11 protein-coding genes and 2 tRNA genes are annotated in these 17,075 nt (G+C 60.3%); 9 read left to right on the forward strand and 4 right to left on the reverse strand.

Going from position 1 to position 17,075, the window contains the following annotated elements:
- Window positions 1-111: 111 nt before the first annotated feature.
- The 4 genes from KGB20_RS17990 to KGB20_RS18005 all read right to left on the reverse strand — a co-directional run bounded on the left by KGB20_RS17990 (window position 112) and on the right by KGB20_RS18005 (window position 3,300).
- Complete coding sequence (locus KGB20_RS17990) at window positions 112-1,677, reverse strand: ABC transporter permease (protein ID WP_154910358.1); 1,566 nt, start codon at window positions 1,675-1,677, stop codon at window positions 112-114.
- Window positions 1,677-2,687, reverse strand: coding sequence for an extracellular solute-binding protein (locus tag KGB20_RS17995; protein ID WP_154910359.1), 1,011 nt, complete (start codon window positions 2,685-2,687; stop codon window positions 1,677-1,679). The genes KGB20_RS17990 and KGB20_RS17995 overlap by 1 nt, the downstream gene beginning before the upstream one ends.
- Window positions 2,688-2,959: 272 nt before the next feature.
- Window positions 2,960-3,046: transfer RNA gene (locus KGB20_RS18000), tRNA-Leu, on the reverse strand.
- A 167-nt stretch (window positions 3,047-3,213) separates the two neighbouring features.
- A tRNA-Leu gene (locus KGB20_RS18005) sits at window positions 3,214-3,300 on the reverse strand.
- Window positions 3,301-3,525: 225 nt separating this feature from the next.
- Between KGB20_RS18005 and rnr the strand changes: the two genes are divergently transcribed.
- The 9 genes from rnr to KGB20_RS18050 all read left to right on the forward strand — a co-directional run bounded on the left by rnr (window position 3,526) and on the right by KGB20_RS18050 (window position 16,993).
- Window positions 3,526-6,153 (forward strand): ribonuclease R, encoded by a 2,628-nt coding sequence (rnr, locus tag KGB20_RS18010; RefSeq protein WP_056725446.1) that lies wholly within the window; start codon window positions 3,526-3,528, stop codon window positions 6,151-6,153.
- Complete coding sequence (rlmB, locus tag KGB20_RS18015) at window positions 6,150-6,917, forward strand: 23S rRNA (guanosine(2251)-2'-O)-methyltransferase RlmB (protein WP_007973273.1); 768 nt, start codon at window positions 6,150-6,152, stop codon at window positions 6,915-6,917. The genes rnr and rlmB overlap by 4 nt, the downstream gene beginning before the upstream one ends.
- Before the next feature lie 318 nt (window positions 6,918-7,235).
- The gene (gene rpsF / locus KGB20_RS18020; protein WP_008048087.1) at window positions 7,236-7,658 is read left to right on the forward strand and encodes a 30S ribosomal protein S6; all 423 of its coding nucleotides are present in this window, start codon (window positions 7,236-7,238) and stop codon (window positions 7,656-7,658) included.
- Between the two features lie 28 nt (window positions 7,659-7,686).
- Window positions 7,687-7,917, forward strand: a complete 231-nt coding sequence (gene rpsR / locus KGB20_RS18025; RefSeq protein ID WP_002551829.1) for a 30S ribosomal protein S18 — start codon at window positions 7,687-7,689, stop codon at window positions 7,915-7,917.
- Window positions 7,918-7,953: 36 nt separating this feature from the next.
- The gene (locus KGB20_RS18030) at window positions 7,954-8,847 is read left to right on the forward strand and encodes a hypothetical protein (RefSeq protein ID WP_056725445.1); all 894 of its coding nucleotides are present in this window, start codon (window positions 7,954-7,956) and stop codon (window positions 8,845-8,847) included.
- Between the two features lie 19 nt (window positions 8,848-8,866).
- Complete coding sequence (rplI, locus tag KGB20_RS18035; protein WP_007973276.1) at window positions 8,867-9,313, forward strand: 50S ribosomal protein L9; 447 nt, start codon at window positions 8,867-8,869, stop codon at window positions 9,311-9,313.
- A gap of 123 nt (window positions 9,314-9,436) precedes the next feature.
- The gene (gene dnaB / locus KGB20_RS18040; RefSeq protein ID WP_007915846.1) at window positions 9,437-10,834 is read left to right on the forward strand and encodes a replicative DNA helicase; all 1,398 of its coding nucleotides are present in this window, start codon (window positions 9,437-9,439) and stop codon (window positions 10,832-10,834) included.
- Between the two features lie 194 nt (window positions 10,835-11,028).
- On the forward strand, window positions 11,029-13,332 hold the full coding sequence (locus KGB20_RS18045) for a YgiQ family radical SAM protein (protein WP_007994999.1): 2,304 nt from the start codon (window positions 11,029-11,031) through the stop codon (window positions 13,330-13,332).
- A 385-nt stretch (window positions 13,333-13,717) separates the two neighbouring features.
- Window positions 13,718-16,993 carry a DUF2126 domain-containing protein gene (locus KGB20_RS18050; protein ID WP_154910361.1) on the forward strand — a complete coding sequence of 1,092 codons (3,276 nt, stop codon included), beginning with the start codon at window positions 13,718-13,720 and terminating at the stop codon, window positions 16,991-16,993.
- Window positions 16,994-17,075: the final 82 nt, after the last annotated feature.

The raw sequence follows: 17,075 nt of genomic DNA on the forward strand, positions 1-17,075 counted from the left end.
GGTGCCGGCCCCTTCGCGAGCAAGCCCGCTTCCACATTGGCTCTTTGTGAACATCATATTTGTGTTCGACAGAGGACCACTGTGGGAGCGGGCTTGCTCGCGAAAGCGGTTTCAGCGACTCAGATACATCCGGGTCGTCAGCAAATAGACCGGCAACCCTGACACCAATATCAACAACGCCGCATAAGGCGCCGCCGCCGCAAACTCCACATTCGCGGTATGCGCCCAGACTTCCGTCGCCAGTGTATTGAGTCCGGTGGGGCTCAGCAGCAAGGTCGCCGTCAGCTCCTTCATCGCATCCAGGAACACCAGGGCAAAAGCCGCCCCCAGCGCCGGGAAAATAATCGGCAGTGTCACTCGGCAGAAGGCACTGAATGACGAGGCTCCCAGTGTGCGCGCCGCCTCCTCAAGCTGCGGTGCCGCCTTGTTCAGGGCGGTGCGGATCGGCGCCTGGGCCAGCGGCAGAAACAGCAGGGCATAGGCGATCAGCAGCAATGCCGAAGTCTGGTAAAGCATCGGCACGTAGTGCAGGGCGAAATACACCAGGGTCAGGGCAATAACCAGCCCCGGCAGCGCGTGCAGCAGATAGGGCAGGCGCTCGGCCCAGATCGCCAGTTGGCCTTTGTAGCGCACGACCAGCAGGCCGACCGGCACCGCCAGCACCAGGCACAGAGCAGCGCCACCCAGCGACAGAGCGAGGGACGACAGCAATGCTTCGCCGATTGCCGCTACGGGAAAGGCTGCCGATGTTCCTACCGCCAACCAGTAGACCAGCATCCCCAGCGGAATCCCGCTGCCAATGATTGCCAGCAACAGGCAATAAAGCTGTCCCGCCACAGCCCAGGGTCCCAGTTGAACCTGTTCCGCGCGTCGCGCCGCACCCTGTCCGGTGCGCACGTGTCGACCCTTGCCGCGCACGCGCAGCTCCAGCCACAGCAGCGCCAGGCACAACATCAGCAGTACGGCGGAGAGCATCGCCGCGTTGGCATTGCTGAACTCCAACTCGAACTGCTGATAGATCGCCGTGGTGAAGGTTTGCAGGCCGATGATCGACAAGGCGCCGAACTCCACCAGCATGTGCAGGGCAATCAGCAACGAACCCGCCAGCAGCGAAGGCCAGAGCAGGGGCAGGGTGACGCGAAAGAACACGCCCCAGCGATTTTGCCCCAGCGTGCGAGCCGACTCTTCCAGGGACGGATCGAGATTGCGCAAGGTTGCCGCCACGGGCAGAAAGATCAACGGATACTTGGACAGGCTCATCACCAGGATCGCACCGCCGAGCCCTTCGAAATGAGCGCTGAGGGAAACCCATGTGAAGCTGCTGACAAAGGCCGGTACGGCAAACGGCAGGCAGAGAATCACGCCCCACAGTCGTCGGCCCGGCAGATTGCTGCGCTCGAGCAACCAGGCCAGCGACAAGCCGATCACCCCGCAAACAATGGTGACGCCAATCATCAATGCGAGTGTGTTGCGCAGCAAGCCGAACACATAAGGTCGCCATAGCAAATGCAGTGCTTCTGCCCAACCTGCTTGCCAGGCTTTGAGTCCGACATAGGCCAGCGGCAGGAAGCTGAGGACGACCAGCAGCAAGACCGGCAACATCAACCCTATCGGTGGACGCTTGCGGCGGGGTGCGTTGTTGCTGCGCAGGCTGGTGGCAGATAGCGATGCGCTCATCAGTTCAAGCCAACGTCACGTTCCAGGTCCAGGGCTTCTTCGGCATTGCCGAGGTCGGCTGGCGTGACTTTCGGCGCTTGCAACTCGCTGAATGGCTTGAGTCCGCGATCAGACTCCATGCCTTTGTGCAGCGGGTATTCGGCGGTGGTCTGGGTGATCACGCGCTGGCCTTCCTCGCTGGCCATGTAGGCGAGCAACTGCTGTGCTTCCTTGGGGTGTTTGCTGGAATTGAGCACCGCAGCACTGGAAACCGTGATCAGTCCGCCGACATCGCCACCGCTGAAGTAATGCAGTTTCGAGTCGAGCTGGCCTTTTTCACGCTGCAGGGCGAACCAGTAGTAATTGTTGACGAGTACGGTGGCGACTTCGCCATTTTCCACCGCTTTCAGCGCAACCATGTTGTTGCTGTAGGTCTTGCCGAATGCTCGCAGACCGGTCAGCCACTCTTCGGCTGCGTCCATGCCGTGCACCTTGATGATCGCGACCGCTTGCTCCTGGAAGGCGCCGCTGGTGGGTACGAAGCCGACCTTGCCTTGCCATTTCGGATCGGAGAATTCCATCACCGAGGTCGGCAGGTCTTTTTCATCGATCAGCTTGGGGTTGAACGCAACGACGCGCACCCGGGCGGTCACGCCAATCCAGGTGCCGTTACCGGCGACGTATTCCTTGGGCAGAACGGCCAGTGTGGCGTCATCGGTCTTGGCCAGCAGGCCTTGTTCGCCGAGTTTGTTCAGGGGTGGCGATTCTTCGGTGTAGATCACGTCGGCGGGGGAGCGATCGCCTTCTTCGACGATCTGGCTGGCGAGCTGGTTGCTGCTGCCTTTGCGCACATTGACGTGGATCCCGGTCTTGGCTTCGAAGGCCTTGGCGACCGCGTCGCCGACTTCTTTGTGCTGGCCGTTGTAGAGGGTCAGGGCAACCGGATCGGCGGCTTGGGTGAGGGGAGTGGCGAGTGCCAGGCCGAGGAGGGTGGTGATCAGGCCGCGGCGCAGGGTATTTCGAAACATCATTCGCAGGGTTCCTCACTGTCACATTGCAAAAACTTGTAACAATGATAAACGATATTGTTTCTCAAATGCGCCGATAAATCCTGTAGGAGCGAGCTTGCTCGCGATGGGCGTGAACGAAAACGAGGGGTGTCTGGAGAAATGCGTTGCCTGCGCAACCATCGCGAGCAAGCTCGCTCCTACAAGGGAGAGGGGATGTTTTCAAATGCCAGAAACGCAAAAACCCGCTTTCGCGGGTTTTTGTGAAATCCAAGGTCGTAACCTTGAATTTGAATTGGTGCCCAGAAGAAGACTCGAACTTCCACGACCGTAAGGTCACCAGCACCTGAAGCTGGCGTGTCTACCAATTTCACCATCTGGGCATTCATCTTCAGCGTTGCCGCTGTTGATGTGGCGCACTATACGGAGAGCGTTTTGATCTGTAAACCCCTGATTTTAAAATTAATAAACCAGTGGTCAAAAATGCAAAAACCCGCTTTCGCGGGTTTTTGTGTGAGCCTTGAAATTGAACTAATCTCAAGCTCGAAATTGGTGCCCAGAAGAAGACTCGAACTTCCACGACCTTGCGGTCACCAGCACCTGAAGCTGGCGTGTCTACCAATTTCACCATCTGGGCAGTATCGGCAACGTTGTCCGTCGTCGATGGCGCGCACTATACGGAGCGTCTTTTTAACTGTAAACCCCCGGCCTCAAAAAAACCTGAAAAAATTCACCAACGGTCTGCAATTCAGCTTTGAGGTGTCGATACAGGGCTTTAGATGGGTCGTCTTAGCTTGAAATTTCCCGTTTCATTACGCCTATGCCAAACTAACCCGCATATAGACAAGGTGAAAACTCTCTAATGGCCGATTGGCAGTCCCTCGATCCCGAGGCCGCTCGTGAAGCGGAAAAATATGAAAACCCTATTCCTAGCCGCGAACTGATCCTTCAGCACCTTGCTGATCGAGGTTCGCCTGCTAACCGCGAGCAACTGGTCGAAGAGTTTGGTCTGACCACAGAAGACCAGATCGAAGCCCTGCGCCGCCGTCTGCGCGCCATGGAGCGCGATGCTCAACTCATCTATACCCGTCGCGGCACTTATGCACCGGTGGACAAGCTTGACCTGATCCTGGGTCGCATCAGCGGTCACCGCGACGGCTTCGGCTTCCTGGTGCCGGACGACGGCAGTGACGACCTGTTCATGAGCCCGGCGCAGATGCGTCTGGTGTTCGATGGTGACCGTGCCCTGGCCCGGGTATCCGGCCTGGACCGTCGCGGTCGCCGCGAAGGCATGATCGTCGAAGTGGTGTCCCGCGCTCACGAAACCATCGTCGGCCGCTACTTCGAAGAGGGCGGCATCGGTTTCGTGGTTGCGGACAATCCGAAGATCCAGCAGGAAGTGCTGGTGACGCCGGGTCGTAACGCCAACGCGCAGATCGGTCAGTTCGTCGAAGTGAAGATCACTCACTGGCCGACGCCACGCTTCCAGCCGCAAGGCGACGTGGTTGAAGTCGTGGGCAACTACATGGCGCCGGGCATGGAAATCGATGTTGCCCTGCGTACCTACGACATTCCTCACGTCTGGCCTGACGCCGTGCTCAAGGAAGCCGGCAAGCTCAAGCCGGAAGTCGAAGAGAAAGACAAAGAGAAACGCATCGACCTGCGTCATCTGCCGTTCGTCACCATCGACGGCGAAGATGCCCGCGACTTCGACGATGCGGTCTATTGCGAAGCCCGTCCGGGCAAGCTGCGCCTGTTCTCGGGCGGCTGGAAGCTGTACGTGGCGATTGCCGACGTATCCAGCTACGTGAAACTCGGTTCGGCGCTGGATGCCGAAGCGCAGGTTCGCGGCAACTCGGTGTACTTCCCCGAGCGCGTGATTCCGATGCTGCCTGAGCAGCTGTCCAACGGTTTGTGCTCGCTGAACCCGCAAGTCGATCGCCTGGCCATGGTTTGCGAGATGACCATCTCCAAGTCCGGTGAAATGACCGACTACTGCTTCTACGAAGCGGTGATTCACTCCCATGCGCGCCTGACCTACAACAAGGTCAGCGCGATGCTGGAAACGCCGAAAGCCACCGAAGGGCGCAAGCTGCGCGGTGAATACACCGACGTGGTGCCGCACCTCAAGCAGCTGTACTCGCTGTACAAGGTGTTGCTGGCGGCCCGTCACGTACGTGGCGCGATCGATTTCGAAACCCAGGAAACCCGGATCATCTTCGGTTCCGAGCGCAAGATCGCCGAAATTCGTCCGACCGTGCGCAACGATGCGCACAAACTGATCGAGGAGTGCATGCTGGCGGCCAACGTGGCCACCGCCGAATTCCTGAAGAAACACGAAATTCCGGCGTTGTATCGCGTTCACGATGGCCCGCCACCGGAGCGCCTGGAAAAGCTGCGCGCGTTCCTCGGCGAGCTCGGCCTGTCCCTGCACAAAGGCAAGGATGGTCCGTCGCCGAAGGATTACCAGGCACTGCTGGCCGGCATCAAGGATCGTCCGGATTTCCACCTGATCCAGACTGTCATGCTGCGTTCGTTGAGCCAGGCGGTGTACAGCGCCGACAACCAGGGCCACTTCGGCCTGAATTACGAGGCGTACACCCACTTCACTTCGCCGATTCGCCGCTACCCGGACTTGCTCACGCACCGGGCGATTCGCAGCGTGATCCATTCGAAGCAGAACACCCCGCACGTTCGCCGTGCCGGTGCGATGACCATTCCGAAAGCGCGCATCTATCCGTACGACGAAGCGGCCCTGGAGCAACTCGGCGAGCAGTGCTCGATGAGCGAGCGTCGTGCCGACGAAGCGACCCGCGACGTAGTGAACTGGCTCAAGTGCGAGTTCATGAAAGATCGCGTTGGCGAGTCGTTCCCGGGTGTGATCACCGCCGTGACCGGTTTTGGTCTGTTCGTCGAACTGACCGATATCTACGTCGAAGGCCTGGTGCACGTCACCGCGCTGCCGGGCGATTACTACCACTTCGATCCTGTGCACCACCGCCTGGCCGGTGAGCGTACCGGTCGCAGCTTCCGCTTGGGCGATACCGTGGAAGTGCGTGTCATGCGCGTCGACCTCGACGAACGCAAGATCGACTTCGAGATGGCCGAGAAAACCATCAGCGCGCCGATCGGCCGCAAGAAGCGTGGTACCGAAAGCACGGCACCCGCTGCGAAAGTCGAAGCAGAACCGGCCCCGGCGAAAACCGGTCGTCGTCCTGCCAAGGAAAAGGCTGTAGAGGCCTATCGCCCGAGCGATGCAGCGGCGAAAAACGCCGAAGTGCGCAAAAGTCGTGAAATGAAGCAGGCGTTGCTCGCCGGTGCGAAAAGCGGCGGTAAAGCGGCGTCTGGGGGAAAGACCAGTCGGTCGACGCCTGACAAGGCTGTCGGCGGCAAGCCAGCCAAACCGAGCAAACATCGTAAAGGCCCGCCAAAAGCGGGCTCGGCTCCAGCCAAGAGTGGCGGGGCGCGTAAACCTAAGGCCAAGCCATGAGTCAGTTGGAAAAGATCTACGGCGTACATGCTGTAGAAGCGTTGTTGCGTCACCACCCGAAACGCGTGAAGCAGATCTGGTTGGCCGAAGGTCGCAATGACCCTCGGGTCCAGACACTGATCGAACTGGCCAACGAAAACCGGGTCCAGGTCGGCCAGGCCGAGCGCCGTGAAATGGACGCCTGGGTTGAAGGCGTGCACCAGGGTGTGGTCGCGGACGTGAGTCCGAGCCAGGTCTGGGGCGAGGCGATGCTCGACGAGCTGCTCGATCGCACCGACGGCGCACCGTTGTTGCTGGTGCTCGATGGCGTGACCGATCCGCACAACCTCGGCGCCTGCCTGCGCTCCGCCGATGCGGCGGGCGCGCTGGCCGTGATCGTGCCGAAGGACAAGTCGGCGACTCTGACTCCGGTTGTACGAAAAATCGCCTGCGGTGCGGCGGAAGTGATTCCGCTGGTTGCCGTGACCAACCTGGCGCGCACCCTGGAAAAGCTCCAGCAGCGCGGCTTGTGGGTTGTCGGTACGGCCGGTGAAGCTGAGGTCAGCCTGTATGACCAGGATCTGACCGGCCCGACCATCCTGATCATGGGTGCCGAAGGCAAGGGCATGCGTCGCCTGACCCGCGAGCATTGCGACTACCTGGTCAACCTGCCGATGGCCGGTAGCGTCAGCAGTCTCAACGTTTCCGTGGCGACGGGTGTCTGCCTGTTCGAAGCGCAGCGTCAGCGCAGTGTCAAAGCCAAGGCTGCTGCCAAGAAGTCCTAAGCTCGACGCAATCAAAATGTGGGAGCGGGCTTGTTCGCGAAAGCGGAGTAACATTCAGCAAAGATGTTGGATGTAGTACCGCATTCGCGAGCAAGCCCGCTCCCACATTGGTTATGCGTTATGTTGAAGATTGGTGGTTCGAACGGACTGTTCAAATAATCGCCAATTACCTTGCGCCTCCCTCGCCCCTTCTCTACAATTGCGCCCCTTGCTGTGATGGCAGGCACCAACGTGTCTAGCGTCCGCAAGTCCATAAGTGTCATTCACTCCTTGTCTGACCGCTTTTGAGCGGCAGGCTACAACCCGTAAGGAGCATTCATGCGTCATTACGAAATCATCTTTTTGGTCCACCCGGATCAAAGCGAGCAAGTCGGCGGCATGGTTGAGCGTTACACCAAGCTGATCGAAGAAGACGGCGGCAAAATCCACCGTCTGGAAGATTGGGGCCGTCGTCAACTGGCCTACGCAATCAACAATGTTCACAAGGCTCACTACGTGATGCTGAACGTTGAGTGCACCGGCAAGGCCCTGGCCGAGCTGGAAGACAACTTCCGCTACAACGATGCAGTGATCCGTAACCTGGTCATCCGTCGCGACGAAGCCGTTACCGGCCAGTCCGAGATGCTCAAGGCTGAAGAAAACCGCAGTGAGCGCCGTGAGCGTCGCGACCGTCCTGAGCACGAAGGCGCTGAAAGCGCTGATAGTGATGACAGCGACAACAGCGATAACGCTGACGAGTAATCCACGGACCTTTTAAGGAGCCAATTACATGGCACGTTTCTTCCGTCGTCGTAAATTCTGCCGCTTCACCGCTGAAGACGTGAAAGAGATCGATTACAAAGATCTCAACACTCTGAAAGCCTACGTATCCGAGACCGGCAAAATCGTTCCAAGCCGCATCACCGGTACCAAAGCTCGTTATCAGCGTCAGCTGGCCACCGCTATCAAGCGCGCCCGCTTCCTGGCCCTGCTGGCCTACACCGACAGCCACGGCCGCTGAGACCGGGCAGTCGACACGTAGCAAAGGATTGAATGCATGCGGGCCATAGCTGAGTTCATCATGCGCGGCCGTATGCAGGCCACTCTGGTAGTGGCTGGATGCGCGGCATTGCCGTTGTTGTATTGGTTGGGTGCTGCCGCCGGATGCCTTGTGCTCCTGCGGCGCGGATTGCGGGACGCCCTGGGCGTTCTTGCTCTGGGACTGCTGCCGGCATTGGCCTGGTGGCTTTACTCCGACGACCCACGGGCACTTCTGGTGCTGCTGGGGTCTGCGAGCCTTGCGTTGGTTTTGCGCGCAAGCGAGTCCTGGAACCGCGTGCTGCTGGTCAGCATAGCGATGGGGGTGGTGTTTTCAGTGGTGTTGGGGACAGCTTTTGCTCCCCAGATCGAGATGCTGGCGCAGGCTTTGATCAAAGTCATGCCGTCGCTACTCGGTGATGTCTACCAGAAGTTGTCGGTAGACGAACAAGCGCGTTTCGCGTCCCTGATTGCACCGGTCCTGACCGGCCTGATTGCGGCGTTGTTGCAAATCGTCAGCTTGCTGAGCCTGCTTGTCGGGCGTTACTGGCAGGCGTTGTTGTACAACCCGGGCGGTTTTGGTCGCGAGTTTCGCGCCATCCGCATCCCGCTGTTGCCGGCGATGTTGCTGCTGGCGTGCATGCTTCTGGGGCCGAATCTCGGTTCACAGATGGCCATGTTGACGCCGTTGTGCAGCGTACCGCTGGTGTTCGCCGGGCTGGCCCTGATTCACGGGTTGGTGGCGCAGAAGCGACTGGCCAGGTTCTGGCTGGTGGGGTTGTACGTGACGCTGTTGCTGTTCATGCAACTGATCTATCCGTTGCTGGTGGTCCTGGCCATCGTCGACAGCCTGATTGATTTTCGCGGTCGTTCGGCACCGAAAGATGCCGATAACGCGAACGGTGAAGGTTAAAAGTTAAGAGGATTTTCACATGCAACTGATCCTTCTGGAAAAAGTCACCAACCTGGGCAACCTGGGTGACAAAGTGAACGTTAAGGCTGGTTACGGTCGTAACTACCTGCTGCCTTACGGCAAAGCTACCGCTGCGACCCCAGCCAACCTGGCTGCGTTCGAAGAGCGTCGCGCTGAGCTGGAAAAAGCTGCAGCAGATCGCAAAGCATCGGCTGAAAGCCGCGCTGCCCAACTGGCCGAGCTGGAAGTGACCATCACTGCCACCGCTGGCGACGAAGGCAAGCTGTTCGGTTCGATCGGTACTCACGACATCGCTGACGCACTGACCGCCTCCGGCGTTGAAGTGCAGAAGAGCGAAGTTCGTCTGCCGAACGGCACCATCCGCAACGTAGGCGAATTCGACGTAGCCGTGCACCTGCACGCCGAAGTTGAAGCCACCGTACGCGTTGTCGTGGTAGCAGCTTAAGCAGCACTTGTCGGCTGGCACCCTCGGGTGCTTGCCGGTAACATCGGGCACGATCCTGTTTACAGGTCGTGCCCTTTGTCTTTCTGAACCCCCTGCTTTTCATCACCCAAAACACAAGTGGCCATGAACGATATCTCCGCTCCCGAGCAATACGATCTGCAAACCGCCGCCCTGAAGGTGCCGCCGCACTCCATCGAGGCCGAACAGGCCGTGCTCGGTGGTCTGATGCTGGACAACAACGCCTGGGAACGCGTGCTCGATCAAGTCTCCGACGGCGATTTCTATCGACATGACCACCGCCTGATTTTCCGTGCGATCGCCAAGCTGGCCGATCAGAACATGCCGATCGATGTCGTGACCCTGTCCGAGCAACTGGACAAGGAAGGTCAGACTTCGCAAGTCGGTGGCCTCGGTTACCTCGGTGAACTGGCGAAAAACACCCCGTCCGTCGCCAACATCAAGGCCTATGCGCAGATCGTTCGCGAACGGGCGACGTTGCGCCAGCTGATCGGTATCAGTACCGAAATCGCCGACAGCGCGTTCAACCCTGAAGGCCGCACTGCCGCCGAGATTCTCGACGAGGCTGAACGGCAGATCTTCCAGATCGCCGAGGCCCGACCGAAAACCGGTGGCCCGGTGGGCGTCAATGACCTGCTGACCAAAGCCATCGACCGCATCGACACCCTGTTCAACACCGACAACGCCATCACCGGCCTGTCCACCGGCTACACCGACCTCGACGAGAAAACCAGCGGCCTGCAACCGTCCGACCTGATCATCGTCGCTGGCCGTCCATCCATGGGTAAAACCACCTTTGCGATGAACCTGGTGGAAAACGCCGTGTTGCGCAGCGAGAAGGCCGTCCTGGTTTACTCCCTCGAGATGCCAGGTGAATCGCTGATCATGCGTATGTTGTCTTCCCTGGGGCGTATCGACCAGACCAAGGTCCGTTCCGGCCAGCTGGAAGATGACGACTGGCCGCGCCTGACCTCGGCGGTCAACCTGCTCAACGACCGCAAGCTGTTCATCGACGATACCGCCGGCATCAGCCCGTCGGAAATGCGCGCCCGGACCCGCCGTCTGGTGCGTGAACACGGCGATGTCGGCCTGATCATGATCGACTACCTGCAACTGATGCAGATCCCGGGCTCCAGTGGTGACAACCGGACCAACGAGATTTCCGAGATCTCCCGATCCCTGAAAGCCCTGGCCAAGGAATTCAACTGTCCGGTGGTGGCGCTCTCGCAGCTCAACCGTTCCCTGGAGCAACGGCCAAACAAACGCCCGGTGAACTCCGACTTGCGGGAATCCGGAGCGATCGAGCAGGACGCCGACGTGATCATGTTCGTTTACCGCGACGAGGTGTATCACCCGGAGACCGAGCACAAGGGCATCGCCGAAATCATCATCGGCAAGCAGCGTAACGGGCCGATCGGCTTTATCCGCCTGGCGTTCATCGGCAAGTACACCCGCTTCGAGAACCTGGCGCCGGGTAGCTATAACTTCGACGACGACGAATAACCTGTGGGAGCGGGCTTGCTCGCGAAGGCAGTGTGTCAGGCAACATCTATGTCGACTGACACACTGCCTTCGCGAGCAAGCCCGCTCCCACATGGGTTGTGCGCAATTTCCGACCATGGCCGTCGGAATTGGTCAAAATTTGTGCTATATTCCGCGCCCGCGAAATTCAATGAAAGCCAACACCGGTTATCGACATGCAAGCAGCCAAGCCGTTATTTGACTATCCCAAGTACTGGGCCGAATGTTTCGGGCCAGCGCCGTTCCTGCCCATGAGCAGGGAGGAGATGGATCAGCTCGGCTGGGATTCCTGCGACATCATCATCGTCACCGGTGATGCCTACGTCGACCACCCGTCGTTCGGCATGGCGATCATCGGCCGGCTGCTGGAGTCCCAGGGCTTCCGCGTCGGGATCATTGCCCAGCCGAACTGGCAGTCCAAAGACGATTTCATGAAGCTCGGCGAGCCGAACCTGTTCTTCGGTGTCGCGGCCGGCAACATGGACTCCATGATCAACCGCTACACAGCGGACAAGAAAATCCGTTCCGACGACGCGTACACGCCGGGTGGCCTGGCCGGCAAGCGTCCGGACCGCGCCAGCCTGGTCTACAGCCAGCGCTGCAAGGAAGCCTACAAGCACGTGCCGATCGTGCTCGGCGGCATCGAAGCGTCCCTGCGCCGCATCGCCCACTACGACTACTGGCAGGACCGTGTGCGCAACTCGATCCTGATCGACGCCAGCGCCGACATCCTGCTGTACGGTAACGCCGAGCGTGCGATTGTCGAAGTCGCCCAGCGCCTGTCCTACGGTCACAAGATCGAAGACATCACCGACGTGCGCGGCACCGCGTTCATCCGTCGTGACACGCCGCAAGGCTGGTACGAAGTCGACTCCACGCGTATCGACCGTCCGGGCAAGATCGACAAGATCATCAACCCGTACGTCAACACCCAGGACACCCAGGCCTGCGCCATCGAGCAGGAAAAAGGTCCGGTTGAAGATCCGCAGGAAGCCAAGGTCGTGCAGATCCTGGCCAGCCCGCGCATGACCCGCGACAAGACCGTGATTCGTCTGCCGTCGGTGGAAAAGGTCCGTAATGACGCAGTGCTCTACGCTCACGCCAACCGCGTGTTGCACCTGGAAACCAACCCGGGCAACGCCCGTGCGCTGGTGCAGAAGCACGGCGAAGTCGACGTCTGGTTCAACCCGCCGCCGATTCCGATGACCACCGAAGAAATGGACTACGTGTTCGGCATGCCTTACGCGCGCATTCCGCACCCGGCGTATGGCAAGGAAAAAATCCCGGCCTACGACATGATCCGTTTCTCGGTGAACATCATGCGTGGCTGCTTCGGCGGCTGCACCTTCTGCTCGATCACCGAGCACGAAGGCCGGATCATCCAGAACCGTTCCCACGAGTCGATCATTCGCGAAATCGAAGAAATTCGTGACAAGGTTCCGGGCTTTACCGGCGTGATCTCCGACCTCGGCGGCCCGACCGCGAACATGTACCGCATTGCCTGCAAGAGCCCGGAAATCGAATCCGCGTGCCGCAAGCCATCGTGCGTGTTCCCTGGCATCTGCCCGAACCTGAACACCGACCACTCGGCGCTGATCCAGTTGTACCGCAGTGCCCGTGAATTGCCGGGTGTGAAGAAGATCCTGATCGCTTCCGGCCTGCGCTATGACCTCGCGGTCGAATCGCCGGAGTACGTCAAGGAACTGGTGACCCACCACGTCGGCGGCTACCTGAAGATCGCCCCGGAACACACCGAGGAAGGTCCGCTCAACCAGATGATGAAACCGGGCATCGGCAGCTATGACAAGTTCAAGCGCATGTTCGAGAAGTACTCCAAGGAAGCGGGCAAGGAGCAGTACCTGATTCCGTACTTCATCGCCGCCCACCCGGGCACCACCGATGAAGACATGATGAACCTGGCCCTTTGGCTCAAGGGCAACGGCTTCCGTGCCGACCAAGTGCAGGCGTTCTACCCGTCGCCGATGGCCACCGCCACCGCGATGTACCACTCGGGCAAGAACCCGCTGCGCAAGGTCACCTACAAGAGTGACGCGGTGACCATCGTCAAGAGCGAGGAGCAGCGTCGTCTGCACAAGGCGTTCTTGCGTTATCACGACCCGAAAGGCTGGCCGATGCTGCGTGAGGCACTGACCCGCATGGGCCGCGCCGACCTGATCGGGCCGGGCAAGAACCAGTTGATTCCTTTGCATCAGCCGTCGACTGACAGCTACCAGAGCGCCCGTCGCAAGAACTCGACGCCGGCGGGCAGCCATAAGGTTGCAGGGGAAAAGACCACCAAGATCCTGACCCAGCACACCGGCCTGCCACCGCGTGCCAGCGATGGCGGCAACCCGTGGGACAAGCGCGAACAGGCCAAGGCTGCGGCGTTCGCCCGCAACCAGCAGGCGGCCAAGGAACGCAAGGATGCGGCCAAAGGCAAAGGGCCAAAGCCGACCCGCAAGCCGGTCGTGCCGCGCTAAGCCTCGCTTGAACTGAACAGAACGCCAACCTTCGGGTTGGCGTTTTGCGTTTCTGGAGGAGTAAAGGCTGTATCACAGCCTGAAAGTGGGGTGTGGCAACTGGCCTCTTCGCGAGCAAGCCCGCTCCCACAGTGTTCGAGGTTGCCCGCGATTGTGTGTTCGCAGCAGATCCCTGTGGGAGCGGGCTTGCTCGCGAAGAGGCCGGGTTTGGCAGCGACTATGCAGCTGAACGCCACAAATACGTGCAACTCTTGCAAGCCAATTCTGCGCATCGCCCGATATTGGTGCTGTACTGCCTCAGGCAACCGAGGAAAGCGCCAGCATTGCTGGATGGCATAAGTCTTGCGCGCTTTCCAATACGCTCAAGGCTCGCAGGAGGCACGCCGTGTCGATTCATGTCGCATTGCACCACGTCACGCATTACCGCTATGACCGCGCTGTCGAACTCGGCCCGCAGATCGTTCGCCTGCGTCCCGCCGCCCACAGCCGCACGCGGATTCTGTCCTATGCGTTGAAAGTCTCCCCCGAACAGCACTTCATCAACTGGCAGCAGGACCCTCAGGGCAATTACCTGGCGCGGCTGGTGTTCCCGGAAAAAACCGAAGAGTTGCGAATCGAAGTCGATCTGCTGGCCGAAATGGCGATCTTCAATCCGTTCGACTTCTTCCTCGAACCCTACGCGGAAAAAATCCCCTTCAGCTATGCCGCGGATGAGCGCAAGGAGCTGGCGCCGTACCTGGAAACCCTGCCCCTGACGCCGAAGTTCAAGGCCTACCTGGACGGCATCGACCGCACACCGTTACCCGCCGTGGACTTTCTCGTCGCGCTCAACCAGCGTTTGAGCGAAGACATCGACTACCTGATCCGCATGGAGCCCGGCGTACAAACACCTGAGCACACCCTCGACCAGGCCTCCGGTTCGTGTCGCGATTCCGCCTGGTTGCTGGTGCAACTGCTGCGCAACCTCGGACTGGCGGCGCGTTTCGTGTCGGGCTACCTGATCCAGTTGACCGCCGACGTCAAAAGTCTCGACGGCCCGTCCGGCACCGAAGTGGATTTCACCGACCTGCACGCCTGGTGCGAGGTGTACCTGCCCGGTGCCGGCTGGATCGGCCTGGATGCGACCTCCGGGCTGTTTGCTGGTGAAGGACATATTCCGTTGGCCTGTAGTCCCGATCCGTCCTCTGCGGCGCCGATCAGTGGCCTGGTGGAACCGTGCGAGTGCGAATTCAGCCACGAAATGTCCGTGGAGCGGATTTGGGAAGCACCACGGGTCACCAAGCCCTACACCGACGACCAGTGGCAGGCGATTCAAACCCTGGGCCGGCAGATCGATGCCGATCTGCTGGAAGGCGATGTACGCCTGACCATGGGCGGCGAGCCGACCTTTGTGTCCATTGATGACCCGGACGGCGCCGAGTGGAATACCGCGGCACTGGGGCCGGATAAACGACGGTTGTCCGCCGAACTGTTCCAGCGCATGCGCAAGCACTACGCGCCCCAGGGGCTGGTACATTTCGGGCAGGGCAAGTGGTATCCCGGCGAGCAACTGCCGCGCTGGTCGCTCAATTGCTACTGGCGCCGTGACGGCGTGCCGATCTGGCACAACAGCGCGCTGATCGCCGACGAGCAGGAGGATTATGGCGCCGACGGTGCGCTGGCCGGGCGTTTTCTGGCGAGTGTCGCCGAACGCTTGAAGATTCCGACACGCTTTGTGTTCCCGGCCTACGAAGACAATTTCTATTACCTCTGGCGCGAAGGAATGTTGCCGCAAAACGTCAGCGCCGAAGACTCACGCCTGGAAGAGCCTTTGGAGCGTAAGCGCCTGCGCAAGGTCTTCAGTCAAGGCCTGGACAAGGTCATCGGCCAGGTCCTTCCGCTGGCGCGCACCGCCAAGGGCGATCAGTGGCAGAGTGGCCGCTGGTATCTGCGCGACGAGCACTGCCGACTGGTCCCGGGGGACTCGCCGCTGGGTTATCGCTTGCCGCTGGGTTCGCAGCCGTGGGTGAAAGCGGCTGAATATCCGTTTATTCATCCACGGGACCCGAATCAAGACTTCCCGCCGCTGCCCGATACCGCGCAACTGCAAAGCCAGGGCGAGACTGCCAAGGTGCAGGAGCGCACACCGAAGTTCGACGAATCCGCCGACTGGCTGACCCGCACGGCGCTCTGTGCCGAGGCGCGGGAAGGCCGTTTGTACCTGTTCATGCCGCCGCTGGAACGGGTCGAGGAATACCTCGAGCTGGTCGCCGCCATCGAAGCCACCGCGCAAGAGCTGATGTGCCCGGTGTTGCTGGAGGGCTATGAACCGCCGAGCGATCCACGCCTGAGCAACTTGCGCATCACCCCGGATCCGGGGGTGATCGAGGTCAACGTGCAGCCGTCCGCGACCTGGGATGAGCTGGTCGAACGCACCGAATTCCTCTACGAACAAGCGCGCCAGACTCGGCTGACCACTGAAAAATTCATGATCGATGGCCGCCATACCGGCACGGGCGGTGGTAACCATTTCGTGCTGGGTGGCGCGACACCGGGGGACTCGCCGTTTCTGCGTCGCCCGGATCTGCTGCGCAGCCTGATCAGCTACTGGCATAACCATCCGTCGCTGTCCTACCTGTTTTCCGGATTGTTCATCGGCCCGACGTCCCAGGCGCCGCGGGTCGATGAGGCGCGCAACGATGCCTTGTACGAGCTGGAAATCGCCTTCGCGCAGATGCCTGAAGCGGGTGAGGAGTGTCCGCCATGGCTGGTGGATCGACTGCTGCGCAACCTGCTGATCGATGTAACCGGCAACACCCACCGCGCCGAGTTCTGCATCGACAAACTCTATTCGCCGGACGGTGCCACCGGGCGCCTCGGATTGCTGGAGCTACGTGCGTTCGAGATGCCGCCCCATGCGCGCATGAGCCTGGCGCAACAATTGTTGCTGCGGGCGCTGGTTGCGCGGTTCTGGCGCGAGCCCTATGCGCCGCCGAAACTGGCGCGCTGGGGCACGGAGCTGCACGATCGCTTCCTGTTGCCGCACTTTATCGAGCAAGACTTCGCCGATGTCATCGTCGACCTCAACGCCGCCGGTTATCCGGTGCGGGCCGAATGGTTCGCCGCGCATCTGGAATTCCGCTTCCCCAAGGTTGGCGACTACGCCGTCAGCGGCATTGCGCTGGAACTGCGCCAGGCGCTCGAGCCCTGGCACGTGCTGGGCGAAGAGGGCGCCATGGGCGGTACGGTGCGCTACGTGGATTCTTCGCTGGAGCGTTTGCAGGTCAAACTCAGCGGCTTGCCGCCCCAGCGATATCTGCTGACCTGCAACGGCATTCCGGTGCCATTGCAGCCCACCGGGCGTGTAGGCGAATTCGTCGCGGGCGTGAGATTCCGTGCCTGGCAACCGGCTAACTGCCTGCAACCGACCATTGCGGTCCACGCGCCCCTGGTGTTCGACCTGCTCGACACCTGGATGCAGCGCTCGCTGGGCGGTTGCCAGTACCACGTCGCCCATCCGGGCGGGCGCAACTACGACAGTTTGCCGGTGAATGCCAACGAAGCGGAGAGCCGGCGAATGGCGCGCTTTTTCCGCATCGGACACACGCCGGGAAAGTTTCCTGTACCCAATCTGGAAATCAGCGACGAGTTGCCGATGACACTCGATTTGCGACGTTTCTAAACCGTACGCGACGCTCGGATTTTTCGTATATCCGGGCGTCACGAGCCTGCGTTAGTCTGACCGTTCATTGCTGTCTGCCGAG

Origin of the sequence: Pseudomonas sp. BF-R-30 (assembly GCF_019956175.1) — a bacterium.
GTDB lineage: Bacteria > Pseudomonadota > Gammaproteobacteria > Pseudomonadales > Pseudomonadaceae > Aquipseudomonas > Aquipseudomonas jessenii.

Bases quoted from the DNA above. Each gene is read 5' to 3' on its own strand.
- KGB20_RS18030 (WP_056725445.1), top strand. From the start codon at position 7,954: ATGCGGGCCATAGCTGAGTTCATCATGCGCGGCCGTATGCAGGCCACT.
- KGB20_RS17990 (WP_154910358.1), bottom strand. From the start codon at position 1,677: ATGAGCGCATCGCTATCTGCCACCAGCCTGCGCAGCAACAACGCACCC.
- rplI (WP_007973276.1), top strand. From the start codon at position 8,867: ATGCAACTGATCCTTCTGGAAAAAGTCACCAACCTGGGCAACCTGGGT.
- rpsF (WP_008048087.1), top strand. From the start codon at position 7,236: ATGCGTCATTACGAAATCATCTTTTTGGTCCACCCGGATCAAAGCGAG.
- rlmB (WP_007973273.1), top strand. From the start codon at position 6,150: ATGAGTCAGTTGGAAAAGATCTACGGCGTACATGCTGTAGAAGCGTTG.
- rnr (WP_056725446.1), top strand. From the start codon at position 3,526: ATGGCCGATTGGCAGTCCCTCGATCCCGAGGCCGCTCGTGAAGCGGAA.
- KGB20_RS17995 (WP_154910359.1), bottom strand. From the start codon at position 2,687: ATGATGTTTCGAAATACCCTGCGCCGCGGCCTGATCACCACCCTCCTC.
- KGB20_RS18045 (WP_007994999.1), top strand. From the start codon at position 11,029: ATGCAAGCAGCCAAGCCGTTATTTGACTATCCCAAGTACTGGGCCGAA.
- dnaB (WP_007915846.1), top strand. From the start codon at position 9,437: ATGAACGATATCTCCGCTCCCGAGCAATACGATCTGCAAACCGCCGCC.
- rpsR (WP_002551829.1), top strand. From the start codon at position 7,687: ATGGCACGTTTCTTCCGTCGTCGTAAATTCTGCCGCTTCACCGCTGAA.